General features: G+C 64.0%; 19 protein-coding genes. 9 read left to right on the top strand and 10 right to left on the bottom strand.

Annotation, left to right across the window (positions count from 1 at the left end; genetic code table 11):
• The first annotated feature begins 28 nt into the window (after positions 1–28).
• The 5 genes from O0J73_RS04175 (at position 29) to O0J73_RS04195 (ending at position 5709) form a co-directional block, all read left to right on the top strand.
• On the top strand, positions 29–922 hold the full coding sequence (locus tag O0J73_RS04175; RefSeq protein WP_308308075.1) for a LysR family transcriptional regulator ArgP: 894 nt from the start codon (positions 29–31) through the stop codon (positions 920–922).
• Between the two features lie 78 nt (positions 923–1000).
• Positions 1001–2407 (top strand): TolC family protein, encoded by a 1407-nt coding sequence (locus O0J73_RS04180; protein WP_308308076.1) that lies wholly within the window; start codon positions 1001–1003, stop codon positions 2405–2407.
• Entirely contained in the window at positions 2400–3413 is a 1014-nt protein-coding gene (locus tag O0J73_RS04185) for an efflux RND transporter periplasmic adaptor subunit (protein ID WP_308308077.1), read from the top strand. The genes O0J73_RS04180 and O0J73_RS04185 overlap by 8 nt, the downstream gene beginning before the upstream one ends.
• Complete coding sequence (locus tag O0J73_RS04190) at positions 3398–4585, top strand: ABC transporter permease (RefSeq protein WP_308308078.1); 1188 nt, start codon at positions 3398–3400, stop codon at positions 4583–4585. Before O0J73_RS04185 ends, O0J73_RS04190 begins: the two co-directional genes overlap by 16 nt.
• Entirely contained in the window at positions 4582–5709 is a 1128-nt protein-coding gene (locus O0J73_RS04195; RefSeq protein WP_308308079.1) for an ABC transporter permease, read from the top strand. Before O0J73_RS04190 ends, O0J73_RS04195 begins: the two co-directional genes overlap by 4 nt.
• A gap of 116 nt (positions 5710–5825) precedes the next feature.
• Here O0J73_RS04195 and O0J73_RS04200 read toward each other — a convergent pair whose 3' ends face one another.
• The 4 genes from O0J73_RS04200 to O0J73_RS04215 all read right to left on the bottom strand — a co-directional run bounded on the left by O0J73_RS04200 (position 5826) and on the right by O0J73_RS04215 (position 9708).
• Complete coding sequence (locus tag O0J73_RS04200) at positions 5826–6194, bottom strand: glycine zipper 2TM domain-containing protein (RefSeq protein WP_308308080.1); 369 nt, start codon at positions 6192–6194, stop codon at positions 5826–5828.
• A gap of 166 nt (positions 6195–6360) precedes the next feature.
• A complete protein-coding gene (locus O0J73_RS04205) occupies positions 6361–8583 on the bottom strand; it encodes a methyl-accepting chemotaxis protein (protein WP_308308086.1) in 2223 nt (740 codons plus the stop codon).
• Positions 8584–8748: 165 nt separating this feature from the next.
• Positions 8749–9267, bottom strand: a complete 519-nt coding sequence (locus O0J73_RS04210; protein ID WP_308308081.1) for a hypothetical protein — start codon at positions 9265–9267, stop codon at positions 8749–8751.
• A gap of 165 nt (positions 9268–9432) precedes the next feature.
• The gene (locus O0J73_RS04215) at positions 9433–9708 is read right to left on the bottom strand and encodes a DUF596 domain-containing protein (protein ID WP_308308082.1); all 276 of its coding nucleotides are present in this window, start codon (positions 9706–9708) and stop codon (positions 9433–9435) included.
• Positions 9709–10020: 312 nt separating this feature from the next.
• Between O0J73_RS04215 and O0J73_RS04220 the strand changes: the two genes are divergently transcribed.
• The 4 genes from O0J73_RS04220 (at position 10021) to O0J73_RS04235 (ending at position 14133) form a co-directional block, all read left to right on the top strand.
• Entirely contained in the window at positions 10021–10413 is a 393-nt protein-coding gene (locus tag O0J73_RS04220) for a barstar family protein (protein ID WP_308308083.1), read from the top strand.
• Between the two features lie 593 nt (positions 10414–11006).
• Positions 11007–11762 (top strand): M15 family metallopeptidase, encoded by a 756-nt coding sequence (locus tag O0J73_RS04225; RefSeq protein ID WP_053091888.1) that lies wholly within the window; start codon positions 11007–11009, stop codon positions 11760–11762.
• A gap of 65 nt (positions 11763–11827) precedes the next feature.
• Positions 11828–13519: a YadA-like family protein gene (locus O0J73_RS04230; protein ID WP_160314184.1), complete on the top strand. Its 1692-nt coding sequence runs from the start codon at positions 11828–11830 to the stop codon at positions 13517–13519.
• A gap of 131 nt (positions 13520–13650) precedes the next feature.
• Positions 13651–14133: a GIY-YIG nuclease family protein gene (locus O0J73_RS04235; protein ID WP_053090785.1), complete on the top strand. Its 483-nt coding sequence runs from the start codon at positions 13651–13653 to the stop codon at positions 14131–14133.
• Between the two features lie 161 nt (positions 14134–14294).
• On the opposite strand, the gene mobF is transcribed toward O0J73_RS04235, so the two are convergent.
• From mobF to O0J73_RS04265, 6 genes are all read right to left on the bottom strand, one after another.
• The gene (gene mobF, locus O0J73_RS04240) at positions 14295–17285 is read right to left on the bottom strand and encodes a MobF family relaxase (RefSeq protein ID WP_049446842.1); all 2991 of its coding nucleotides are present in this window, start codon (positions 17283–17285) and stop codon (positions 14295–14297) included.
• Between the two features lie 62 nt (positions 17286–17347).
• Entirely contained in the window at positions 17348–19258 is a 1911-nt protein-coding gene (locus O0J73_RS04245; RefSeq protein ID WP_049446844.1) for a type IV secretion system DNA-binding domain-containing protein, read from the bottom strand.
• A complete protein-coding gene (locus O0J73_RS04250) occupies positions 19236–20312 on the bottom strand; it encodes an ankyrin repeat domain-containing protein (protein ID WP_146256406.1) in 1077 nt (358 codons plus the stop codon). The genes O0J73_RS04245 and O0J73_RS04250 overlap by 23 nt, the downstream gene beginning before the upstream one ends.
• A 144-nt stretch (positions 20313–20456) precedes the next feature.
• On the bottom strand, positions 20457–20579 hold the full coding sequence (locus O0J73_RS04255; RefSeq protein ID WP_255313069.1) for a hypothetical protein: 123 nt from the start codon (positions 20577–20579) through the stop codon (positions 20457–20459).
• Between the two features lie 270 nt (positions 20580–20849).
• Complete coding sequence (locus O0J73_RS04260) at positions 20850–21380, bottom strand: hypothetical protein (protein WP_049419277.1); 531 nt, start codon at positions 21378–21380, stop codon at positions 20850–20852.
• Positions 21381–21465: 85 nt separating this feature from the next.
• Positions 21466–24480, bottom strand: coding sequence for a TraM recognition domain-containing protein (locus O0J73_RS04265; RefSeq protein WP_049419279.1), 3015 nt, complete (start codon positions 24478–24480; stop codon positions 21466–21468).
• Positions 24481–24572: the final 92 nt, after the last annotated feature.

Genomic DNA, 24572 nt, shown 5'->3' on the forward strand with positions numbered 1-24572 from the left:
TGTGCAGAAAAACTGAAGAGGCTTCCGCGTGGATCTGGTACATCCGCAACTTGCAGCCTTCTCTGCGGTGCTGGAAGAAGGCAGCTTCGAGGCTGCGGCACGCCGCCTGTCGATCAGCGCGTCGGCACTTTCGCAACGGATCAAGGCGCTGGAGGACCGGCTCGGCCAGGTACTGGTCGTGCGCCAGGCACCGTGCCGGCCCACCGCCGCCGGTGAGGCATTGCTGCGCCGCGTCCGCCCGATGCAGGCACTGGAGGCCGAGGCGCTGGCCGAACTGCTGCCCGAGCGCGGCAGCGATGCCGCGCGCACACCGATCCCGCTGGCGATCAATGACGACTCGCTCGATACCTGGTTCGTGCCGGCGATCGCCGAACTGCACCAGCGCCACGGCTACCTGTTCGACCTGCGCATGGACGACCAGGACCACACCCTGCAGCTGCTGCGCGATGGCAGCGTGCTCGGCGCGGTCACCGCCGAAGGCCAACCGGTGAAAGGCTGCAACGTGCATCCGCTCGGCGCCATGCGCTACCACGCCATCGCCTCGCCCGGCTTCGCCCGCCAGTACTTCAGCGATGGCATGCAGGCCGCCGCCCTGGCGCGCGCACCGATGCTGCTGTTCAACCGCAAGGATGAACTGCAATGGCGCTTCGTGCGGCGGCTGACCCGCGCGCGCCTGCAGCCACCGCTACACTACCTGCCCTCCTCCACCGGTTTCGTCGAAGCCGCGGCGTGCGGACTCGGCTGGGGCATGGCGCCGGAAACCCTGGTCGCGCCCGCCGTGCGCGCTGGACGCGTGGTGGTACTGGAACCCCGCCGCTGGCTGGATGTGCCGCTGTACTGGCAGCATGCCGCCGTGCGCTCAAGCACGCTGCAGCACATCACCCAGGCGCTGCGCAGCGCGGCCAGCGGCACCCTTCGCTGAGGACCACACGATGACCGCAGACCCGGGCTTCACACCGCGCGCACTACCGTTTGCACACTTCTTCACCATTGGGACGGCATGGGCGTGATCGGCCGACGTACAAGGATGCACCGCGCAAAGGCCGCGCTGGCGCTGACGCTGGCAACCTGCCTGCCCCTCACTGCGCTGGCGCAGACCATCACCGACGCACCGGCATTGGACTGGGAACAGGCACGCCAGCGCCTGGAACAGGTCTCCGATGCGTTGGCCGCGGCCGATGCAGCGGTTCGCAACAAGCAGGACCTGCAGGACGCCACGCGCCTGCTGCGCCTGCCGGAGATCACCGGCGAAGTACGCCGCCTGCAGTTCCAGAAGACCCTCACCCTGCCACTGGGCTCGCTGGCGCCGGTGGCCGAAGCCTTCGGCATCGACTCGCCCCTCTCATTCACCGAACGCGACTGGCGCACCCGCCCGGTGGTGACCGCAGTGCTGCCGCTGTACACCGGCGGGGTGATCCCTGCTGCACAGCGCGCCGCCAGCGCCGCCCACGAACAGGTCAGCGCCGAGCGCGAAGCGCAGCGCCAGTCGCTGACCGTGCAGCTGGCCCAGGCTTATTTCGGCCAGCGCCTGGCCGAACAGGCGGTGGAGGTGCGCCGCGATGTGCGCGATGGCCTCAACCAACACCTGTCCGACGCCGGAAAGCTGGAACGCGAGGGCTTCGCCACCCGTGCGCAGCGCCTGCAGGCTACCGTGGCCCGCGACAAGGCCGAGCGCGAGTACCAGAAGACGGTGAACGACCTGGCCACGCTGAAGGCCGCGCTGTCCACCCTGCTGCGCAGCGGCGGCGAGGTGCAGCCGGTATCACCGCTGTTCGTGCAGCGCGCGCCGCTGGAACCGGTCGCCCGCTTCGAACGCACCGCGCAGGCCCGCCAGCCGCAGATCGCGCGCCTGCGGGCGATGGTGGCCCAGGCCGAACAGGGCGTGCGCGTGCAGCAGGCCAAGCTGAAACCGCAGATCTTCGCCTTCGGCCAGTACGACTTCCGCCGTCGCGACGAAATGCTGACCGATCCGGACTGGGCGTTCGGCATCGGACTGAAATACACCTTCCTGTCGCCGAACTCGCGGCCGGCGCAGATCAGCGCCGCGCGTGCGCAGCAGGAGCAGGCCGAAGCGGGCCTGCGCGAAGCCGAGAACCAGGTTGCACTGGGCGTGCGCAAGGCCTGGAACGAACTGGAGACCGCCCGCCAGCAGTTCGTGCTGCTCGACAGCAGCATTGCCCAGGCACAGGAAAACCTGCGCCTGCAGGAGCTGGCGTTCCGCGAAGGCCAGGCCACCTCGCTGGATGTGATCGACGCGCGGCTCGGCCTCGGCGGTGCCCGCGTCGAGCGCGCACAGGCCGCCTACCAATACGATGTTGCGCTGGCACAGCTGCTGGAGGTCAGTGGACAGATGGACCGTTTCGAAGAGTTCCGGCGGCGTGCGGACGAGGTGATCGACCATGAGTGATGTGCTGCACGACGATGCGACGACGCCCCCCGGCAAGCGCCGGCTGGGACCGATTCTGATAGGGGTGCTGCTGGTGGTGGTGGTGGTCGGCCTGTGGCTTGCCTGGCGCAGCCCGGCCGACCAGATCCAGGGCATGGCCGATGCGGACACCATCAACGTGGCCGCCAAGATCACCGCGCGCGTGGCCGAACTGAAGGTGCGCGAGGGCGACCGCGTGCAGTCCGGGCAGGTGCTGTTCCTGCTCGACAGCCCCGAGGTGGCCGCCAAGGAACAACAAGCACACGGCGCCCTGGCCGCCGCGCAGGCGGTGGCCGACAAGGCCGACGAGGGTGCGCGCAGCGAAGACATCCGCGCCGCTGAAGCCAACTGGAAGCGGGCCGAAGCCGGTGCGACGCTGGCCGAGGCCACCTACCAGCGCGTGCAGAACCTGTTCAATGAAGGGGTGATGACCCGGCAGAAGCGCGATGAAGCACATGCCCAGGCCACCAGCTCGCGCGAACTGGCGCGTGCCGCCCGCGCGCAGTACGACATGGCGCTGTCTGGCGCGCGCGAGCAGGACAAGCGCGCCGCGCAGGGCCAGGTGCAGCAGGCGCAGGGCGCGGTGGCCGAAGTCAACGCCGCACGCGCCGAAGTGGAAGGCCGCGCGCCGGTCGCCGGTGAGATCAACAAGCGCATGGCCGACCCGGGTGAACTGGTGCCGGCCGGCTACCCGGTGTTCACCCTGGTCGACATCGACCGCATGTGGGTGGCGATGAACCTGCGCGAATCGCAGATGCAGGGCCTGAAGGTCGGCAGCAAGCTGCGTGGCAGCGTGCCGGCGCTCGGCCAGGACGGCGAGTTCGAGGTCTATTTCATCAATCCGGCCGGTGACTATGCGACCTGGCGCACCACCCGCCAATCGTCCGGCTACGACGTCCGCAGCTTCGAGGTGCGGGTGCGCCCGGTACGCCGCATCGAGGGCTTCCGCCCCGGCATGAGCGTGCTGTTCGCATGGCCCCAGCACTGAGCCCTGGCCGCGGCGGCTTCGCCGCCAGTTGGCGGCGCGAGCTGCGATCGCTGCGCGGCAACCGTGCCGACCTGATGCTGGTCACCGTGCTGCCGCTGCTGATGCTGGTGGTGATGGCATGGATGTTCACCCCCTCGGTGATGCGCGACATCCCGATTGCCGTGGTCGACCTCGACCACAGCAGTGACAGCCGCCTGCTGCTGCGCATGCTCGATGCCAGCCCGGGCGTGCGCATCGCCAGCCAGCCAGCCGACATGGAGGACGCACGTTCGCAGTTGCGCCGCCTGGACGTGTTCGCCATCGTGCTGGTGCCGCGCGACGTTACCCGGCAGGCCCTGCGCGGGCGCCAAGGCACGGTATTCGCCTATTACAACGCCACCTACATGACCACCGGCCAGTCCGCCGCGCGCGATATCGGCGATGCGGTCTCGGCCTGGAATGCGCGCCTGCTGCGCGAGCGCATCGGCCTGCAGGTCGGCCCGGGCAAGCTGCGGGCAGCCCCGATCGCGGTGCAGTCGGACATTCTCTACAACCCGGCACGCAGCTACGAGCTGTTCCTGCTGCCGCTGATCTTCCCGGCGGTGCTGTCGCTGGTGCTCGCGCTTGCCGTGGCCGGCAGCCTGGGCCGCGAGATCCGCGATGGCAGCCTGCCCGACTGGCTGGGTCGCACGCCGTGGGCCGCCATCGCCGGCAAGGTTGCACCGTACATCCTGCTGTTCTCGCTGTACGGTGCACTCGGGCTCGGTTACCTGGCCTGGCTGCGCGGCGATGGCGTGGCCGGCAGCGTGCTCCTGCTGCTGCTTGCGCAGCCGCTGTTCTGCCTGGCCACGGCCGCCTACGCGTTGTTCTTCGTCGGCGTCACCCGCGACATGGGTACTGCGCTGTCCGCGGTCGGCCTCAGCATCGGCACCGCGCTGGCGTTCTCCAGCGCCACCTTCCCGGTGCTGGACGGCCCCCTGTTCACCCGCATCTGGCATCAGCTGCTGCCGCTCAGTGCCTACGTCAAGCTGCAGACCCAGCAACAGTTCATCGGTTCGCCGCTGCTGGTCTCGCTGTGGCCGTTGGCCACGCTGCTGCTGATGTCGGTGGTGGCCGGCGGCATCGGTGGCCTGCGCCTGATTGCCTTCGCGCGTACACCCGAGGCTGCGCAGCCAGCAAGGGCCGACGCATGAGCACGCTCTGGCGCAGCCTGCGGCAGACCCTGATGGCGGTGCTGTGCGACCGCTATGCGATCGTGGTGATGGTCGGCGCGGTGATCCTGTATTCGTTCTTCTACCCGGCGGCATACCGTCACCAGGTGGCCGGCAACCTGCCGGTGCTGGTGGTGGACGAAGACCACAGCGCCACCAGCCGCGAGCTGCTGCGCAAGCTGGACGCGCTGCGGGTCGCACGCGTGGTCGGGCAACCGGCCGGCATCGACAGCGCGCGCCAGCAGCTGGAAGCCGGCCATGCCGAAGGCATCGTGCTGATTCCGGCCAACCTGGAGCGCGACATCCTGCGCGGCCACCCTGCCAGGCTGGTGCTGCTCGGCAATGGCGCCTACCTGGGCCGCGCCAGCTGGGTGCTGGGCAGCGTGGCCGATGCACTGGGCGCGTTCGGGCGCGAGGCGGCGGTCGGCCAGGCCGCCTTCATGGGCGCGCCACAGGCGCCCCCGGTCACCCTGGTGCAGCGCCCGCTGTACAACACCCAGGAGGGCTACGGCAGCGCCATCGTGCCCGGCGTGGCCGAACTGATCGTGCACCAGACCCTGCTGATGGGCATCGGCGTACTGCTGGGTGGCCGTCGCCTCGCGCTCGGCCGGCGCCTGCGCTTCGACCTGCCGACCCTGGCCGGCATGGCGCTGGGTTTCGGCCTGATCGGCCTGTTCGGCCTGTTCTACTACGCCGGCTTCACCGCCTGGGTGCAGGACTACCCACGCGGGGGCAATCCGCTGGGCCAGCTGCTGGGCGGCACCCTGTTCATTGCCGCGACGGTGGCGTTCGGCCTGTTCATCGGCAGCTTCTTCCGCACCCGTGAACGCGCGTTCCAGTACATCATCGCCACCTCGATCCCGCTGTTCTTCCTGGCCAACCTGTCGTGGCCGGCGGTGATGACGCCACGCCCGCTGGTGTGGCTGGCGCAGCTGCTGCCAACCACCTCGGGCATCAACCTGATGGTGCGCCTGAACCAGATGGACGCCCGCCTGGCCGAAGTCAGCCACGAACTGATCACCCTCAGCGTCCTGCTGCTGCTCTACGGCAGCCTCGCCGCCTGGCGCCTCCTCGCAAAAAAGGGGACGGAGGGGATTAAGTCGTAAGCGGTCGGATTGGCGGATTGCGATTCAATCCCCTCCGTCCCCTTTTTCTGTAACGACGAACGCCGGCTTGGGGCCGGCGTTCGAAGTACAACGAGTGCGGAAGGGGACTACATCGATCAGCGGTAGACACGCTCGCAGCGGCGCTCGACAACACGGTCGCCATTCTTCTGCTGCTGGTTGCCCTGGATCTGTCGGCCCGCAGCGCCACCGGCGACGGCACCGGCAACGGTGGCCAGCTTCTTGCCGTTGCCGCCACCCACCTGGTTGCCGAGCAGGCCACCAATCACCGCGCCGGTGGCCGTACCGGCAATACGGTTGGGGTCACGCGAATTGCGCTGCACTTCCACGTTCTTGCAGACCACGCGGCTACCATCGTTGAACTTGCGTCCTTCATCACGCGGCCCGTAAGTCTGCGCGCCTGCAACCGAGCTGGCCGCCAGCAGCGTGCCCAGCACAAGCAGTCGAATCGAGGTCTTCATGGCCATCTCCTGAGGTCCGATATGGCACCAGTGTCCTCTCACGGTTGGCAACCCGAAGTGAAATGGGCGTATGCGCGATGACATCGGCCATTCTTCGTTCAGGAAGAAAATCCGCGCCCATCGCGACCAGCCATCGCGATGGGCGCCGTCTCCCTGCCGGCTTGCCACTTCTCTAGAACTCTTCCCAGCCACCCGCGTTCGCCGCCAGCGTCGGTTCGATACGGGGCGAAAGCACCGCCGGCCGACGCCCCCCACCCCCCCCCCCACCGCCCGCCCCCCACCCCGGGCGGCCCCCCCCCCCCCCCGGGGCGGCACCGGTGCGGAACACCGACACCGCCTCGGCCAACAGGTTGGCCTGCTCTTCCATCGAGCGTGCCGCTGCGCTGGCTTCTTCCACCAATGCCGCATTCTGCTGGGTGGTCTCGTCCATCTGCACCACGGCCTGGTTGACCTGCTCGATGCCCGAACTCTGCTCCTGCGAGGCGGCGGAGATCTCGGCCATGATGTCGGTCACCCGCTGCACCGAAGCCACGATCTCGCCCATCGTGGTGCCCGCCTGGCGCACCAGTGCCGACCCATCGGCCACCTTGCCGACCGAGTCCTCGATCAGGCCCTTGATCTCCTTGGCAGCACCGGCCGAGCGCTGCGCCAGCGTGCGCACCTCGCTGGCCACCACCGCAAAGCCCCGGCCCTGCTCACCGGCACGCGCCGCTTCCACCGCAGCATTCAGTGCCAGGATGTTGGTCTGGAACGCGATGCCGTCGATCACCGAAATGATCTCGGCAATCTTCTTCGAGGAGGCTTCGATGGCGGACATCGTGGTCACCACCTGGCCGACCACCTCCCCGCCCTGCGAAGCGACACCATGCGCACCGATGGCAAGCTGGTTGGCCTGCCGTGCGTGTTCGGCATTCTGCTTCACGGTGGAGGTCAGTTCCTCCATCGACGCGGCCGTCTCTTCCAGGTTCGCCGCCTGCTGCTCGGTGCGCCGTGACAGGTCGGTGTTGCCCGAGGCAATCTCGCCCGCGGCCAGGTTGATGCTGGATGCGCTGGCCTGGATGCGGCCCACGATCTGCTTGAGCTGATCGACGGTGGCATTGCAGTCATCGCGCATGCGCGCGAACACCCCGTGGAAATCGCCGTGCATGCGCACGGTCAGGTCACCGCGCGAGATGGCCTGCAACAGGGTCGACACCTGCACCAGGTTTTCATCGGTGGTCTGCATCAGCTGGTTGAGCCCGGCCACCATGTCGCGGAAATCGTAGGCGAAGCGGTCCTCATCGCCACGCAGGCTGAAGTCGCCCGCCGCAGCTGCGGTCGCCAGCCGGCGGATCTCGCTGTTGATCGCCGACAGGCTGCTCTTGGTTTCATCCATGGCCTGGGTGATCGCCGCCTTCTCGCCCGGCAACGGGTCCATGTCCACCGACAGGTCACCGCGGGCATAGTGCTTCATCACCTCGATCAACCGATTCTGCACCTGCACGTGCGAGCCAACCAACGCATTGGTTTCGTGCACCATGCGACCGAAATCACCGGGGAACGCGCTCTCATCCATGCGATAGCTGAGGCTGCCGGCATCATGCTGGCGGGCCAGCTCGCCCTGCGCCGCCATCACCGCCTGTACCTGCATCTGCATGCGTTGCATCGACCGGAGCAGCTGGGTCACCTCATCGTTGCCTGACGCATCGATGACGTTGTCCAGGCGGCCACTGGCGATGCCGTCAGCCAGCTTCACCGCCCCCTCCAGCGGGCGCGTCAGGCTGCGGGTGATCGCCCACGCCGCCAGCGAACCCAGTGCCAGGCTCAGCACGCCGAACACGATCGACAACGTGCCGGTCCAGGCCTCCGTACTGCGATAGTCCTGGCGGCTGCGCTCGGTCAGCGTCTCCTGGTGTCGCAGCAGGGTCGAGATGGATTCGTTCCAGGCCGTGGCCAGCCCGTGCTCGGCGAGCAGCTCCTTCGCCGCGCCCTCGAAATCCCCAGCCTTCATGCGCTCGTGCAGATGCTGGGTGGAGGCATCGGTCGCCTTGCGTGCCGCGTCGATTTTCGCAACCAGGGCATCGCCGGTGGCGTCACGCGGAATCTTGATGTACTTGGCCCAGATGCCGTCGTAGGTCTGCGACAGCTCCTGCGCCTTCTGATAATCCTTGTCGAAATCCTCGCCGCGCTTGATCACCATCAGCCGCCGATGCATCAGCACAGCATTGTTGGTATCCAGCATGTCGTTCAACAGCCGCATCTTCACCATGTTGACGTCCACCACTTTCTCGAACTGGGCGGACTTCAGGTGATTCCCGTACAGCACCAGGCCGACGATGGCCACGATGAACAGCAGCAGCAAGCCAAACCCGGCACCCAGCCGGGATCCCACTCGGAGGTTGCGTAAGGCGAGCATCTCAATTCCCTTGATCATGGCCGTACGATCGGTGGCGGCGCAGGCAAGGGAAACTTTATGGGCCAATATTATTATATCGATCCAAAAGATTGAAACTGTGCAGGCAGGCGTGAAATCGGGCCGAGCCGGTCAGCGCTATATCCAGGTGAAATACCCATATAACGCTCACTCACCCACAACCATCACGACTTTCGAAACGTCCCAGCCTTTCTGCTGAAGTCCCAGCTGAACCTCCTTCAATGTCGGGACAGCCTGCGCAAACTCCATGCCTGCCAACCGGAAGCCATCCTTCCAGCAATACAACCTGTTGCCCTCTGCCAGGATCGACACCAGACGTTTGAACAACCCTTCGTCCAGTTCATTGCCACCGTCGTCCAGCTCCAGAACAAGAATAATCTCCTGCGCGGCATCCACGGGTGGGCGATATACGGTTTCGCCCAGATGCTTCACCAGTGCGTGGGCTCGAAGAATCTCGACCCTGATGAAGGGCTCGCTCTCTTCCGCACGCTCTTCGCTTCCGATCTCCCACTTGTTGACCTTCAGGTCGAGAAAGCTGCAGTTGTTGAGATCCTCATCACTCTGAAAGTGGGAGACGGGAACGTCGTCCCATGCGGCATGGATCCACGCGTCGCGCTGAGGCAATACCACCGATGCGTGCAAAGCAATCGCGTACTTCCGGCTCATTGCCAGCCCCCGCACACCATTGAGCGGCCGCACCATGAAGCCTGATGGCAGATTCCCCTCAGGACGCTCGCACCGTTTGGCATGCTCCCTTCGCGCGAAATCGCGATCGAGTGCGCCTGTGCGATCAAATGGCACCCTGCGGCCTGGAAGCGCCCATCAGGAGTTTCATGTCCATACTTCACCTTCAGGCGATATCCAGACCAGTCCAAACGGCGCATCTGAAAGGAACCAGAATCCCTCCTCATCGAGATCCGCCTGGTCTCTTCTGGCAGGCCATGCGCGGCGCAGAACGTCCAGCTGCTCCGCGGTCCTCCCCACGGCGAAGAGACCATTGGAGGCAAGCTTCAGCCTGCCTTCCATCATCAATATCTCCAGCATCGAGAAGAAGTCCTCCGTCTGCTGCTCGAAGGTCATGCCACGCCCTTCCAGTTCCATATTCATGTTTCTCCAAAGTACTCCCATGGAGTACCCGTAGGAGTAGCGGAGCGTGTTGCGGGCGGCGTCAGACATCATCTGGAATGCATCTCCATGGCGGTGTGGCCTGCAATCGCCGGGGCGTGGCCCAACGTGTGGCTGGTGCGATGGAACGCATCATTCCTGAGATTCAATGCACTCCCCTTGGAACCGGCGTGAGTTCTGGCGCAGGCGCCAATCCCGACCCAACCGCGCGCAGTATGTGTTGTCCGGATGTGCTCCGCAAAGCACGCACCACCCGACCCTCATCCGCAACCGGAACAACGCTACAGTCCGTACATGACCATCACCCTGCAGATCGAAGGAACCGCCATCGATGACATTGCCGGCCTGTACGCGGAGATCAACCGCGTGTTCATGGCCGGCGAGGACTGGCAGCTCGGACCGAGCCTGGACGCACTGGACGACCTGTTGCATGGCGGCTATGGCGCGTTGGCCGGCCATCCGCGGGCCACAGTGATCTGGCGCGACATCGCGCACTGCAGGGCGGCCCTGGGCGTGGAGACCACCCGTCATTGGCTGCAGGCCAAGCTCGACACACCGGGAGCCTTCAATGCGCAGGCCATTGCCCGCCAGCTGCAGGCGCTGCAACGGGGCGAAGGCCAGACCTACTTCCAGATCGTCATGGACATCTTCGCCAGCCATCGGCAGATCACCCTGGTCCCTGCCTGACTGCGCCCCTGCAGGGTCGTGACCCGCCAGCCGCAGCGGCGTCACCGGTTCCCAGCAGTTACCATGGACAGCCCTGTACCTGCTCCGCTGCCGCAGCCCTCCGGCGCGGCCGGATGCCCTGATCCACGAGTCCCATGTCCAAAGACAAGTCCGCCGAACACACCCCGCTGATGAAGCATCATTAGCGTCTGTTCATTTTCGAGCGCGAAAGCCTTGCTGGGCAAGGCCCGGACAGCCAGGCCAATACTCTGACCTGACCGCCGCAACACTATCGCAACAACTCTTCCCTCTTACTTACGCGCTGTGCGGCCACCCGTCATCCCCAGGCCCAGTCACCGGCATCCGCCTTGACCGCCCAATGCCACGCGCCTTCTGCCCCTGTCACGCGATCGGCAATCGGTTTGACTTCTTGCCCTTGTGTGTGCTATGGCTTGCAACGGGGCAGGGTTTCTTACTCTTTTTCCCTGCCTCATTAAGCCCCCGAGCTGCAGGCCTCCTCCCCCGGTCGTTCGGGGGCTTTTTTTAGCTCGCTTGCGCTTTCCTGAAAATCCACTACCCCTGAAAGCATCTATCTACCTTTCTGGGAGGAAAGCATGCAACCGCGCTTTACCATCGCCGTCGTTCTGGCTTGCCTGACACTGGCTGGGTGTTCGACCGTTCAACCCAAACCCAAGCCCAGCAGCCCCTGGGTTTTCCAAACCCCGAAGCCGCACGGCGCCATTTACCGATTCTTCCATCCGAAAAACGAACGGATGTGGAAGGGGGTTTCCCCAGCGCTGCGGGAAAAGGTGGAAGCCGTCCAGGCCCAGCTGGCCGCGGAAGGGTTTGATGTGCGGCCCGTGGAAGGGTATCGAAGCCCCGAGCGCCAGGCGGCCCTGCTTGCCTCCGGGTCTGGCGTGACCAGCGTTGGGGCATTCTCCAGCTGCCACAACTTCGGACTGGCCTTGGATGCCGCCGTGTTCATCAATGGGGAGCCCAGCTGGAACTTGGACGATGCCCATGTGATGGCCGGCTATCAACGCTTTGGGGAGCTGGCGGAGATCGTGGGGCTGAACTGGGGCGGCCGATGGACCAGCCCGAAAGACTATCCGCACGTCGAGCTGAAAGCCGAGTGCGGCCAAGCCAAGTGGGCCTACCGGCAGGGGCGCAAGCCGGGCGCGTTTCCTTCGGTGACCGGGGAGCCCTCTTCGGAAGTGCTGGCCCGTGCGCTGGCACCGGCTTGGTGCCCTGCGGGGATGGAAACGGCGTGCTTGGCCTGGGGCAATGAAAACCGGATGGCCTGGAACTGGTTCGCGCCGGCACGGGTTTGCTTTGCGACCTTTCCTAACACCTTGAAAAAGATCGGATGATCACCTTGCGGAAATGAAATCGCCTGCTATGGATGAAGTATCAATCCATACTCGGGAGGGTTTTCATGTCTTCGCTTCGCGCATCCATCTTAACGGCTTTGATGGGGGCCTCGTTGTTTGCCTCCCCATCGTTTGCTCAAACCGCCACGGGAACCGGGGCCACGGCTTCGGAACCCAACTCGACGGCGACCGGGGAATACGCCCAAGCCTCAGCCCCGAATGCCACTGCAACGGGGGCCTATGCCAATGCCTCCGGGAACGGGGCCATCGCCACGGGCGTTCAAGCCAACGCCTCCGCAGACAACGCGGTGGCGTCGGGCACGAATGCCCAAGCGTCCGGTGCGAACTCCATTGCGACGGGCCAAGCCGCGAATGCCGCGGCAGCGAGGACTGTTGCCATCGGCACTTTGAGTTTTGCTGGTGGCGAAGATGCGGTAGCCGTTGGACAACAAGCCGTCGCGACCGGTGTTAAATCGTTGGCTCAAGGGGTGCAGGCGCAAGCCAGTGGGGATCTTTCCATGTCCTTTGGCTATTCCAGCCGTTCGCGGGGCAATGCATCGATTGCTCAAGGCCACTTGGCAGAGGCAAACGCTGACCATGCCGTCGCCATAGGCACCTCTGCCGTTGCCGATGCATTTCAGTCACTTGCGTTAGGCGTTGGGGCTGAAGCACGCGGGCAAGACTGCGTTGCCCTGGGCTCACATAGCCGCTGCTGGGCCAGTGACGAAGTCAGCGTGGGATCCACGTATGAGGACGGGGGCCAGAGCACCCGCCGAATCACGAACGTTCGAGCCGGCACCTCAGACACCGACGTCGCAAACCTCGGACAGGTCCGTCAGGCGGCCCAAGCGCTGGGCGGCGGTGCCACGTTCGTCAACGGCAACTTTATCGCGCCCATCTATCAGTTCCGCAGCGGTGCCACGCATCAAACCGTGGGAGCCGCATTGGACGATCTGGACGGACGCGTGACTTCGCTCGAGCAAAACCCAGGCAGCGGCTCTGGCACGCCAGGCCCGCGCGGCGCGGATGGGTTGAGCGCTTACGAGGTGGCCTTGGCCAACGGCTTCCAAGGGAATGAACAAGATTGGCTGGCAAGCCTGAAAGGGGAGCCAGGGGTCCAAGGGCCTGCCGGCACCGATGGGGTGGATGGAACCGCCGGGACCGGCGCGGGCTGGACTGTAAGGGCGGGCAAGAACGTCGAGGTGACCGACAACACGGACGGCACCCAAACCGTGGCGGTCAGCGACAACGTGCAGTTGTCCGAGCAGGGCTCTGTCCAGGTCGGCCAGACCACGGTCAACGCCCAAGGCGTGACGATTCAAGGCGGCCCTTCGGTGACGACTGCGGGCGTCAACGCGGGCAATCAGCGCGTGACCAGCGTGGCTCCGGGGCGCATCGAACGCGGGTCCACGGATGCTGTGAACGGTGGGCAGGTCTACGAAATGCAGCAGGTGTGGGATGACCGCTGGGTCGATACGGACCGCCGCCTTCGGCACCAGGATCGCCGCATCAACGGCTTGGGCGCGCAACTCGGCGCGATGAGCCAGATGGCCACCGCTGCGGCGCAGAACGGGGGCACGGCCGTTGGCCAGGTGAACCTGAACGTGGGCGTGGGATTCTCGGGGGGCAGTGCTGCAATGGCCGTGGGCTGGGGTGCTCGGGTGTCTGAAAAGGTCAGCGTCTCGGCGGGCCTGTCCTTCGGCTCTGGCAACAAGCCGGTAGCCGGCTTCGGGTTGAGCATCAACTTGGGGCGCTAAACGATTGCGTGGTGGAAAAGGAGGTGATCGTATCTCGGCAAGGGCCCTTCGGGGCCCTTGTTCGTGCCATGGCTTGACGAATCGGTTCTTTCTTTTATGGGTATGTAGGTATACCCATCGATGGAGGACCCTTGAACTGGAAACGCAATCAGAAATACCTGCCCCGCCCACGCCATCTCTACGGGTTGTTCTTTGACAACGGGTGCTGCTACGTGGGGCAGACCGTCGATTTAAAGCAACGCGAGCAGCAGCACCGCAGTGCTCGTGGGGGCTGGCAGGGACGCCGATTCTCGTTCGTCCCGCTGTCGAGCATGACGGGCACCCAGGCCGATGCCGAGGCTCACGAATACGCGTGGCGCTACAAGGCCTTTCAGAAAGGCTGGCGGATCTACAGCAAGCCACCGGGCATTCTTATTCGCGATCCCAGCAGGCGCACCACGGGTTACATGAAGTCCTTGGCGGCGGGGTATGCGTGGCCCGAGGCGGTTCCGCGCCGCTCGGCGGGGGCTCCGTCGTCCCTGGCTTGGGGGTTCTTCAAATGGCTGTTCCTCTACCCCTTCCTTTTCGGCGTGGCGGTGATGGTGCTGCAGGCTGTGGTCATGGCCGCCCTGTAAAGCAAGGGCCCCGGTGGAAGCCGCGGGCTGCCCTGCCGCACCCTCCATGCGCTTTTGACGTTGCTTTGGTGTCAAAAAGAACGCGGCCAGTGGCCGCGCCTCAAAGCAAAAGCGGTGTGGAGAGAAAAGCACATGGGCGGCATGGCCGCCCAGCCTGCTGCTCACAACGAGAAGCCCTGCCTGTGTTTCGGGGACTGCGCTGGCAGCTTGGGAGAGGCCTTTCGCGCCCGCCGCAACGGCTCCAGCACTTCCAGCAGCCAACGGGCCTTGCGCTCGCCCTCGCTCATCTGCGGTTTTGGGCGTTCCGCGTGCTCCTTCAGCAGTGCGTCGAGCTTGCCCTGGATGCGCGTTCGCTGAGCGGCTGGGCGTTGAGTGTTGGGGCGTGCAACCGCCCCAAGGCCCTGGACAACCGGCCGTTGCGGATCGTCTTTCAGTCCCGCGTCGAGCACGGTCTCTTTGAGGCGTTCCAGCCCCAGGCGTTCGCTCAACCGCTCCACGTCATCGGACGTCGCATACATGCGGTAGGAACCCTTCGTGAGTCGGGTGTAGGCCACCAGGGCGCTGTGGGCGTCGAGCATGCCCAGGTTCGCCAGGTGGTAGATCTCCCGCTTACCTTGGCCCTGGCTCTTGTGAACCGTCCCGGCATAGGAATGCGTCAGTGCTTTCATTTCGAAGCTGTTGAACGTCAATCGCCGGCCATCGGCCTTGGTCTCCGAGCGAATGGAAACGCTGATGTCGTAGCCGCCCGCCCTTGAGGGCTTGATGTTCTCCACCACCGCCTGCGTGCCATTGATGACCCCCAGGTCCTTGTTCTTCGCGGTGAAGACGATCTGATCGCCTTTGGACAACGCCAAGTCGAACTTGCGCCCCTTGTCCCGGGCCTCGATCACCACTTCGTCCTGGCCCAGCTCTCCCCGTTCTTTCAACCCAGCCCGGATGCCCGCATTGAGCGCGGCCACGTCTGCACGGGTGTGGGCGATGACCAACTTCTCCTGCATCGGGGTTGGGTCTTCGAAGTATTCGTGCAGCAAGCGCTCGCGGGAGTCCTTCTCCGTGGCCGTTTCGCGGATGGTGCCGAGCAACCGGGCCTTGATTTCGTTGCCCTTGTCGAGGGTCTGCGCCCGGGAACGGCTGGCCTTTTTCAGATCGATGATCTGGCCGCTTTCGTCCGTGGCGTAGAACGACAACGCGGTTTCTCGGTCTTCCTGTTTGCCCTGGCGTCGGATCTCCGTGAGTTTGGCATCACCCACCGCGCTCTTGGTCAACTGAAAGCCGGACCCAGCTCCGATGGGCTGAAGCTGTTCCACGTCGCCCTGCATGATGACCTTCGCCCCCGCCTTGGCGGCGTAGCTGAAAAGCTTGTGGGTGTTGCGCGCATCGACCATGCCTGCCTCATCCACCACAATGACGTCCGTCTTGCGGAACTGCATCTTTCCTTTGTCCAGGTCATGGAGCATCTGCGCCATGCTCACGCTGGACATGCCGCTTTCCGCCTCCAGCTTCTCGGCCGCGGCGTTGGAAACGCAGACGCCCAGCAACTCGAATCCTTGGGTTTCGTAAGCTGCCCGAAAACACTCACTGATCGTCGTTTTACCGGTTCCGGCGAGCCCAGAAAGATTGACCACGCCCCCGCTGCCCTGGGTGATGTGGTCCAACGCGTGGCGCTGCTCCTGGGAGAGTTGAAAGCCCTTGGCCTTCTCGTAGTCTTTCACCACCCGGTCCACGTCGGCCAGGGGCACGTGGTGATGGGTTTCCTTGGCTCGGTCAATCGCGAAGGCCACCACCTCCTGCTCGATCTGGAGCATCCACGGGGCGCAGTAGCGCTCCTGGGTATGCCGCCTTGCCAGCGAGTCGCCCTTGTCGTCGTCGTGCAGGCGCATGGGGTTGACCAGCACCAGGCCGTGCTCCTTCTTGAACGCTTCAACCAAGCCGTAGAGCTCTGGCACGGTCACGCTGCCGGCGTATTCCTGGCCCAAGACCTCCAAGAGGTTGTGGTCGCAGAAGATGGCGTCGGTCTCATGGAGCCGCTCCAGCAGTTCTGCCGGGGATTTTTGCTCCATTTCGTGCGCGTTGCCCTTGGCCTGCTTCAGGCTTTCCGTGGATACGTCGAAGCCTTTCAGCGTGTCCTGCCAGTGCGCGATGAGCTCCTGGTAAGGCGGCTCGTCCTTGTCTTTGCGCGTGGCCAACGTGGCCTGCTGATTAGACACGTTGTGCTTGGCCGCGTAAGCGAGGATTTCCTTGCGGCGGTTGCCATAGCGATCCGTCACCTCCTCGTCCAGGCCCGCGATCCGCGCGTAGACGCGCCCGGTTTCCTGGCCGTCGTCGTCCAGTTCACGGATGCGGTCCACCCCATAGCCCAGCGCCTTCATGCCCTGGTAGAGCTCGGTCTTGTAGACCTCATCCATGGCTTTGCGGTAGCGGTAGATTTCTTCAGCAGAGAGGCTGGCCTCTTTGCCGTCGTTGCCCAAGGAAAGGTTGTAGAGCAGGTTGTGGGTGTGGAGGTTCGGGCCCATCTCCCCGGTCGCTTCGTCGGCTCGTGAGGCGTAGTGGTGATGGCTGCTCCAGATCAACCCATCCACCCCAATGACGTCTTTCCCGGCCTTGTTGCGCCGGGTTTCGGACATGGCTTCGAAGGCTTCCATCGCCCGCTGGACCGCGTTGCGGTGCGCGGCATGAATGGCCTCTTGCTCTGCCGGATCGGACGCCAGTGCAAACGCCACGGAGATATCCAGCGGTGCGCTGATTGTCAGGTCAAAGCCGATGCGATGCCCACCGGCCAGATACGTGACCACCTTGCCGTCTTTGTCGCGCAACGGGGCCTTGCCGGTCTTATCAAAGCGGACTTTGACCTGTCCGCGATCCCCGGCTCCGTGGCATAGCGCTCGACCGGTCTTGGGGTCAAATCCATCCGTCAGCGGAATCATCAGCTCTTCCGTGGCGCGGACGCCTGCCAGACCCAGGTGCTGGGCCAAGCCGCCGTAGAACTTCGATTGCGCCTCTTTGCTCGGCGCGGAGCGGCTGTAGTAGCCAACGGCCATGCTTGCCTGCTCGGCTTCTTCAGAGAGCTTTTCCTGGGCCAAGAGGTAGTAAATCGACGCAGAACCACCCTTGGTTCCCCCGGCGTTTCGCTTCAGCAGTGTGGTGTTGATCATGAGTTCTCCAGGTCCTGGCTATCCCTTCAGATCTACCAAAACCCTGCGACTCCACAACCCCACTACTTGCGGAAGATGGCTTCCAGCTCGTCGTCAGAAACGGCGCGAAGTTTCGGCGGAGTGGCACCCCGCTTCTCCAGCTCTGCGGCGGCTTGGTCTGCGGTCATCTTGAGCACGCGCTGGACCTCTGCGGCGCTTTGCGCGTCGCTCTGCGGCATGGGTTTCTGCTCCACCGGGCGAGCGCCCTCCTCTGTCCAACTCGCCCGTTCCTGCCCATCTCGAACCTTGGGATAGCTCACGCCTGGCCAGTCCAGCAGAAGCGGATCCCCGGTGGTCTGGACGATGGCTCGGATGCCCCAGCGCTCGGGGCCGTAGGCCTTCCCTTTGCGGAAGCCTAGATCGTCGGTGAGGCGCCCTGGCGGAACAACGGATTTCGACTCCTCGTGGACAGTCGCCTTGTCGTCGTGCGTGCGCCAAGCCACCGTCCGCTTGCCCAGGTTCCGGGAGATCTTCTCTCGGGTCTCGCCGACCTGAAGCTGGCAAATGATGTGTGTGCCAACCAACCCAGAAAACGCCTGCGCGGTCTTGTCTCCGTAGACCTTCTCGACCTGTGACCAGTCTTGGACGGCCATACAAGCCACTACGCCTTTCGACCGGCCCAGGGCCAGCAACGGCTCGATGTTGAGCTTGCCGGCGGAGGTGAGCTCATCGAAGAAGAACCCCAGGAGTCGCCCGGCCTCGTCATCCGGCAGGCTTGGCGAAATGATCTCGGGCACCGCGCAGTTGATCATCGCGCTGATGTAACTGCGCGCCAGCACCTCATCCGGACCCGATTGCACAATGACCTGTTTTCGCCCCGTGTAATCGTCCTTGATCCAATCCAACATGGAGAACATGCGGTCTGACTTACGCTCCGGCCACGCCAAGGCCAGGCGCTCAATGACCGCGGTGCCGTTGGCAAGCACGGCCATACAGCTGCTGGTGGTGTTGCTGTCGGGGTTGGCAATGAGCGCGGCGGCGCGGGGATAGTGGATTGAAAGCGCTCTAGCCATCGGTTCAGCGGGACGGGCAACCAACGCGGCCAACTCTGCCCACCCCCAGCTCTTGCCCTTCGTGGCCTGGAGTTCGCGCACGCACCCTTCCAGCAAGGCTTGCGCCGCAGACGCCCAGAATGCGCCGCTGCCCTCCTCCGGGGGGATGATGCTTTGGGAGAATGCGGCGGCTTGGGTTTGCGTCGCCACGTCACGGCCCACGTCCCAGATCCAACTGCGTTTGTCGAAGGGGCAGACGATGACCGGGTGCTTAAAAATGGACGTAAAGTCCCCTTTGATGTCGTAGATGAAACTTTTCTTTTTGAGACGGACCGTTTGCTCCAGCAGGTGCTTGAGGATGACGCTCTTACCGCTGCCCACGCTGCCGTAGATGAACATGTGCCGGGCCAGCAGCTTCTTGCTTGCGATCCAGTCGGGATGCAGCGACAAGGCATGCAGCTCGTCTTCCTGCTCTTTCTTCGTGAGCGAACGACGCCGGGCTTCAGTCAGGGCCTCTTTCCCCTGTAGCAGTTGAGCGCCGGACACATGCCAAGTATTTGAGCGCGGGATGAGCCCCCGACGCGTTACCCAAGCCGACGCCCACCCGGCCAAGCCCGCCGCAACGCCGACCCGTGCCAATGTGCCAAACGTAGCCTGCTCCTTGGCCACCTCCCAGAACGCCGCGGCAGGCTCTCGGAAGGAGATGGTGCCGGTGGCAAGGTTCCCCATCGCTGCCAGGCTGCCAGTCAGTGCCTGGCTGTAGTTCATGAGGGTGTGACTGCTGGGCACCTGCCAACCCAGCCAGAGCGCGACCGGATAGGTCAGCGCCGCGATGCATGCCCCGCTAAGCAACCCCTGGGGCCAGTAACGGACTTCGCGGCTCGGCTCGATGCTCGGCGGGACCGTCCAGCTCCAGCAGTCATAGACCGTGGATTTGCTCACGTCCCTTCTCCCTCCCCCGATGCATGTCCCCCGGCTTGCGGCCGGCGTTGTCGAGCTGGCCAGGGTCCGCGCCTGCGGCCATGAGCTCCAGGCAGCACTGCGCGCGTTTGTGCTGGGCCGCTACATGTAGGGGAGTCTCCCCGCGGGGGTTCCCCAACGCTGTATCCGCGCCGGCCTCAATCAACCGACGAACGATGCCGGGGTGGCCGTGGCGCGCGGCGAGGTGTAGCGGCGTCTCGCCGTTGGCGTCGGGCACATTGGGCTCGGCATGCATGCGCAAACAGGCCTCAACCCCCTCCAGGTTCCCAGTCGTTGCGTTCTCGCAAAGCCACGTCTGCCAAGGGGCTCCGTATAGCCCCAAGTGCGGGGCGTGCGCATGGGCTGCTGCCAGCACCTGGCTACCATGCATGGTGTTCAGCGCTTCTCCATAGGTCGCCTTGACGTGGTCCGCCGCCAACCGGGCTTGGGCATCGGGGACCTCAAACCGCCGGAGCAGTTGGGCGATGTCCAGAGGCGGCTGAGACGGCACCGGCAGTTCAGGCAGGACTCGGAGGGCCTGGAGCTGCTTCGCTGCGGAACGGTTCGACTGGACCTGGTCGATGGATTCCCTCAGCTCTCTCAACAGCCCCTCCCGCTGCTCGGCCGGGAGCAAGGCGTAAGCGGTGGCCAGGGGCTTGTGGCCCAGCACGCCGGCATGGATGGCTGCGTCGAGCGGGTGAGCGGATAGGTCCGGATCGACCTGAAGCAACGCAGCGTGGCCGCCCTGCCCCAGCTCCAGGGAAATGCGGTTGGAGAAACGGCTGGGGGTCAGCACCCAGTCAAAGCCCGCGTCGGTCTGGGTGTCCAACCCGGAAACCTGGGCTTCTCGGCAAAACCGCGTGGCCAGGTCCAACACTTCCCGCGCATCGGCGGCAGCGGCGGCCTCGTGATGCTTCCCGTAGAACTGGGCCAGCGTCAGGGGGTGCAGAATGGGATGAAGCAACGGCTCGTGGGGACGATTCAAGAAATCGCCCCCACCTGGGTTGCCTGCTGGATTGTCGTGTTGGGGTTCCATCCCCTTTGCATACCGTCTTTTTCGGTTTTGGCAATCAGCAAGCGATCTTGAGGATGAAAGCCGCGCCAACCAAAACCCCGGTTTGTAGGAAAAGCGAAACGGTGTGCAGATCCATCTGCTCCAAATCCCCCCTCAACCAGGCCATCAAGCCAGCAACCCTGCCACGTTGGCGGCCACGTAGCTCACCACCGAAAACGAAAGCAAGGTGATCAGCAGGTTCCCCACGTTGTCCACGGCGAACTCGTAAGCATCGGCAAAAATATACATAAGGGCCTCCCCCGGTTGTGTTTGACTGATTACAGTCAACCACATCCCATAAAACTGGCAACCCTAAAAATCTCGATTGATCGACACTTTTGATGTTTAGTCAAACCTTTTTTTCTCTCTTCCCCAGATGATCAACCCCCACCCCGCTTCTTGCTTTGAGCCGCTTTTTCCGTTTGCTTTTATGGGTAGATCGATCCACTCACAAACAAGGGAACGTGCCCAACAAAAAGGGCCCCGAAGGGCCCTGGATGCGACACGGGGAATGGACCGTCATTGACGGTAGATGTTCTTCTGGACTTGGGCCTCGTGCTTGTCCCAGTCGAAGCCCGCCTCATAGCGCTTCATGAAGTCCGCTTCCTTCTTCGCGCTGGCGGCGTAGTGCGCGTAGCCCAACTTACCAGGCCCCATGGTTTGCTGCCGCTGGGCCGCAGTCAGCATGGGGATGTTTTCCCCCAAGGATTGCCCTCCGTCCTTCTGCTGGCGCTTCTGTCGCCATTCGTCCACGGTGCTGAACACCACTTGGGCGTGCTTGTCTTTGGGCGCGTCTTCAGCGCGCTGCTGCACCTGTGCGTGCAACCGCTCACGCGCGTCGGTGATCTCGTCGGGCTTGGCTTGCTTGGCCCAGTCCAACACGGCTTGTTGCTTCTCCTGGATATCGGCCTGGTCCTTCGCCAGCGACTGGTCGAAGGCTGCTTTCTTCTGCGGTTGGTGGTCGTTTGGACGCTCTCCGGCCAGCTTGGCTCGCCGTTTATCGCGAGCGCCCAGCAGGTCGTTCAAGGCATCGAGGTGGGCATTGCTCATAAAGTCCTCCTTCAAGGAAATGGGTGGTTAGGTCAGCATTGATCGATTTTGGGAAAGGGCAAGGGTTGCCTTGCCCTTTTTGGGCTCAGTCGTTGGGCATCATCTCGGCCAAGTCCGTGCGGCTCACGCCTGCCCGGCAGAGCGAGACAATCGCATTGCCGCGTGCAGCGGTCAGGGCCGGGTATTCCTCTTCCAGGAAGAGCGGCAGGACCTCCCGCTTGCCCCCTGTGGGCATGTCGATGTCCCGTGCCAGCTCCTCTTGGCCCACCGTGTCTTCAGCCCCGACGCGCCATTTGCGCCCCGTCGCCGGATCCACGCGAAGCGCGCTCAAGCGGCCTGCGCCCTGCATCAGCATTTGCTCGTAGGCCGCTGCGTAGGGGTGGTTCGGGTCGTTGAGAACGCTGTGGCGGAAGTTGGTCAAGCCACCCGAGAAATCGATGCCACGCGTCGGCTCCTTGAAGGTGGTCAACTGAGCCTTGCCCAGCCGCTTCATCAAGTAGTTGCGTGTGACAAACGAGTGGTTGAGCGCGATGACCGATTGCATGGTGTTGGCCAGCAAATCGGCTTCGTTCTCCGACCCGTAGGTGTTGATAAGGCTGTCGTGGCCCTGCACCGCGATCACCGGCATCAACCCCAGGCTTCGGGAGGTGCTGAAGAGCAGCACGTCGTCCGAAGTCAGCAGCAAATGCGCCTCGTCCATCATCAGCAGCACGTCGGTTTGGCCCGGCAGCATTTCGCGCCACTTGTCGCCGTGCGCCCCGCGTGCCCGAATGCCGTTCATGACACGCTGCTTGAGCAACCGCTGCATCATGTCGCCCGCTTCGCCGAACTGGGTGGGGGGCAGGAACAAGCCCACGAACTTCCCGTAAAGCGCCTGAGAGACGTCCACTTCCCCACGTTCGACGGAATGCCACGGGATGTCATCTGCCGTCCGGAGCTTTTCACCCCGAAGCAGTTTTTCGATGAGCCCCCGCGAGTTCAACGTGAAGGACTGGCGCTGCTCTTTATGCATTGCAGGAACGCCCAGCAATGCCCATTCCAGCGAGCTTTGCAGCTGGGACATGGGACGCAGCAAGTCGGGATGGACGGTCTCGGACCGGGTGGCCAAGCGGTTGTGGTAGTCCCGGGAGTAGGCGGCATAGGCCTCCCGCTCTTCGTCAGTGCTAGACGTATCCGGGCGCTCCAACCCCAACCAGTTCACCAACTCCAGCACGCGAGCGCTGGCAATCTCCCCGCCACGCGGCGTCGGCACCACCTGCTCAACCATCGCCAACAGCTTGGCATGGTGGAATGGGGTGTAGAACCAGTTCCGGGAAGCCTCCGCCACAATCGCGTAAGTGCCCATTTGCTCTTCCACGCGAGCCAGCGCCGCTTCCAGGTCTTCCAACCCCAAGCCACGCTTCTCCAACTCCTCCCGCTCCAGCAGCATCATCAACCGGGCGTGCTCCAACCCTTCCAGCTTGGCGATGCAGAAGTCTCGGTAGGCCTGCTCGTGCTCGCATGCGGCCTTCAGGATGATGCCGGTGTGGAAGAGGAAAGCGTCGCCGCCATCGCTCCAGAGCTTGGACTTCTCATCAACCTTGCCGCCGGTCGCGCCGCGAAGGGCCTTGGTGATTTGATCCGGCTCCAGGCCCTCGTAGGGGGCCACCGACATGCCTGCGCGCACGACGATATCAAACGCGTCCTTGCCCAGATCGGAGATGATCGCGCCGTCCTTCGCGTCGAGGATGAGTGCTCCACCCCCGCTGCGCTTCGCATCAAGAACGGTCTCGCCCGCGGCGCTCCCCTTCAGTTCATTCCGCAGTCCTACGGCTAATGCGGACTCGCGATAGCGACGGGCCAACGGCCGCAGCACGCTGAAGGACTTGCCCGAACCGATACGCCCGTAGACGATCAGGCCTTGGGTCAGGTCGCGCCAGGACAGCATCATCACCGTGCCCTTGTCCGGCGCAAAGCCATGGCCGCGGTCGTTCAGGTGACCAGACGCTCGACCCACCTTCAAAAGCGGGGTCTTGTCGCGCAACGCTTCGGCAGCCTGCTGCTCGCGGGCCTTCACGTGGGACTTGGACAGGGCACCCTGGGTCGCCAGGTTGTTGTCCAGGTTTTGCAGGTAGAGGCGAGCGGCCGTTTGAACGAAGTTGCCTTCCGTGAACTGCAAGGCATACATGGCCGCGATCACAAACGCCACGGCCACGCCCATCCCGTCCGGGAGAAGGGAGCCAATCCCAACAAGGGCCAAGATCACCACCATCCACTTCATCATCTGAATGAAGCGCTCGGCGGTCCCCCCCAGCACGCCCCGGTGGGGATGCGAGGCCGCACTCAGGAAGGCCGCAAACAACAGCAGGCCAGGAATGGTCAAGATCAGAAGAACGATGCCCGCCATTTTGGCAAAGCCCGCAGCGACCGCCATCATCCCCGCTCCCGTGTTCATCGGGTCAACCGCTGCTTGCCCCATGCTGGCCGCGTCCACGTGGAGCGCGGACGACAACGCCGCCGAAGCGGTTGCAATCAGCACGGGCAGCACCATCAGGGCCAGGCCCTTGAAGGCTTCCTTCATCCCTTCCGCTTGCTTCAACGCAACAAAGTAAGGAATGGCAGCCAGCAGCACCACGTAACTAAAAGCGCCAATGAGCGAGCCCAAGAAGTATTGAACCGCACCAATCAGCGGGAAGGCCAGATACATCAGCGAGGTTGCAGTGCTGTCGCCGCCCAGCGCCATGTCGTCCCCCAGCACGAAGCCTTCGGCACGACGTCCTTCCTTGGTGATGATCATGCGGGCCTGGGTGTTGCGCAGATCCTCCGGAACCTTCGGCCACCACGGATGGAACTGGTCCAGATCCAGTTCTTCGGGCACAACCAGTGCCATCTCTTTCTCGTCGAAAACCGCGCCCGCTTGGACCGCCATATCTACATCCTCTGGGGGAACGTCCAGCACGCGGCTCTTCACGCGGTCGCTCACGTCAAAGCGCCCGACCAAGTTTTCGTAGCGGTCATTGCCGTCCAGAATGATTTGCTCCAGCGTGCTCGACGCTTGATCGTCCTTCTTGAACAGCTTGCGGCCAATACCGACCGTCCAATCCATCAGCGATAGCAACATGCTCAGTGCCTCCCGTTGGACCGGCCAGCCTTTCGTAGACATCCGGTTGCCATAATTGATGGCAATGACCGAGGTGTTTATGGGCAACAGCA

Source organism: Stenotrophomonas sp. Sm6012 (assembly GCF_030985895.1).
GTDB lineage: Bacteria > Pseudomonadota > Gammaproteobacteria > Xanthomonadales > Xanthomonadaceae > Stenotrophomonas > Stenotrophomonas forensis.

Coding starts and splice junctions, on each gene's coding strand:
- O0J73_RS04180 (WP_308308076.1), top strand. CDS start 1,001: ATGGGCGTGATCGGCCGACGTACAAGGATGCACCGCGCAAAGGCCGCG.
- O0J73_RS04230 (WP_160314184.1), top strand. CDS start 11,828: ATGTCTTCGCTTCGCGCATCCATCTTAACGGCTTTGATGGGGGCCTCG.
- O0J73_RS04260 (WP_049419277.1), bottom strand. CDS start 21,380: ATGAGCAATGCCCACCTCGATGCCTTGAACGACCTGCTGGGCGCTCGC.
- O0J73_RS04265 (WP_049419279.1), bottom strand. CDS start 24,480: ATGTTGCTATCGCTGATGGATTGGACGGTCGGTATTGGCCGCAAGCTG.
- mobF (WP_049446842.1), bottom strand. CDS start 17,285: ATGATCAACACCACACTGCTGAAGCGAAACGCCGGGGGAACCAAGGGT.
- O0J73_RS04190 (WP_308308078.1), top strand. CDS start 3,398: ATGGCCCCAGCACTGAGCCCTGGCCGCGGCGGCTTCGCCGCCAGTTGG.
- O0J73_RS04185 (WP_308308077.1), top strand. CDS start 2,400: ATGAGTGATGTGCTGCACGACGATGCGACGACGCCCCCCGGCAAGCGC.
- O0J73_RS04195 (WP_308308079.1), top strand. CDS start 4,582: ATGAGCACGCTCTGGCGCAGCCTGCGGCAGACCCTGATGGCGGTGCTG.
- O0J73_RS04205 (WP_308308086.1), bottom strand. CDS start 8,583: ATGCTCGCCTTACGCAACCTCCGAGTGGGATCCCGGCTGGGTGCCGGG.
- O0J73_RS04210 (WP_308308081.1), bottom strand. CDS start 9,267: ATGAGCCGGAAGTACGCGATTGCTTTGCACGCATCGGTGGTATTGCCT.
- O0J73_RS04255 (WP_255313069.1), bottom strand. CDS start 20,579: ATGTATATTTTTGCCGATGCTTACGAGTTCGCCGTGGACAACGTGGGG.
- O0J73_RS04200 (WP_308308080.1), bottom strand. CDS start 6,194: ATGGCCATGAAGACCTCGATTCGACTGCTTGTGCTGGGCACGCTGCTG.
- O0J73_RS04215 (WP_308308082.1), bottom strand. CDS start 9,708: ATGAATATGGAACTGGAAGGGCGTGGCATGACCTTCGAGCAGCAGACG.
- O0J73_RS04225 (WP_053091888.1), top strand. CDS start 11,007: ATGCAACCGCGCTTTACCATCGCCGTCGTTCTGGCTTGCCTGACACTG.
- O0J73_RS04220 (WP_308308083.1), top strand. CDS start 10,021: ATGACCATCACCCTGCAGATCGAAGGAACCGCCATCGATGACATTGCC.
- O0J73_RS04250 (WP_146256406.1), bottom strand. CDS start 20,312: ATGGAACCCCAACACGACAATCCAGCAGGCAACCCAGGTGGGGGCGAT.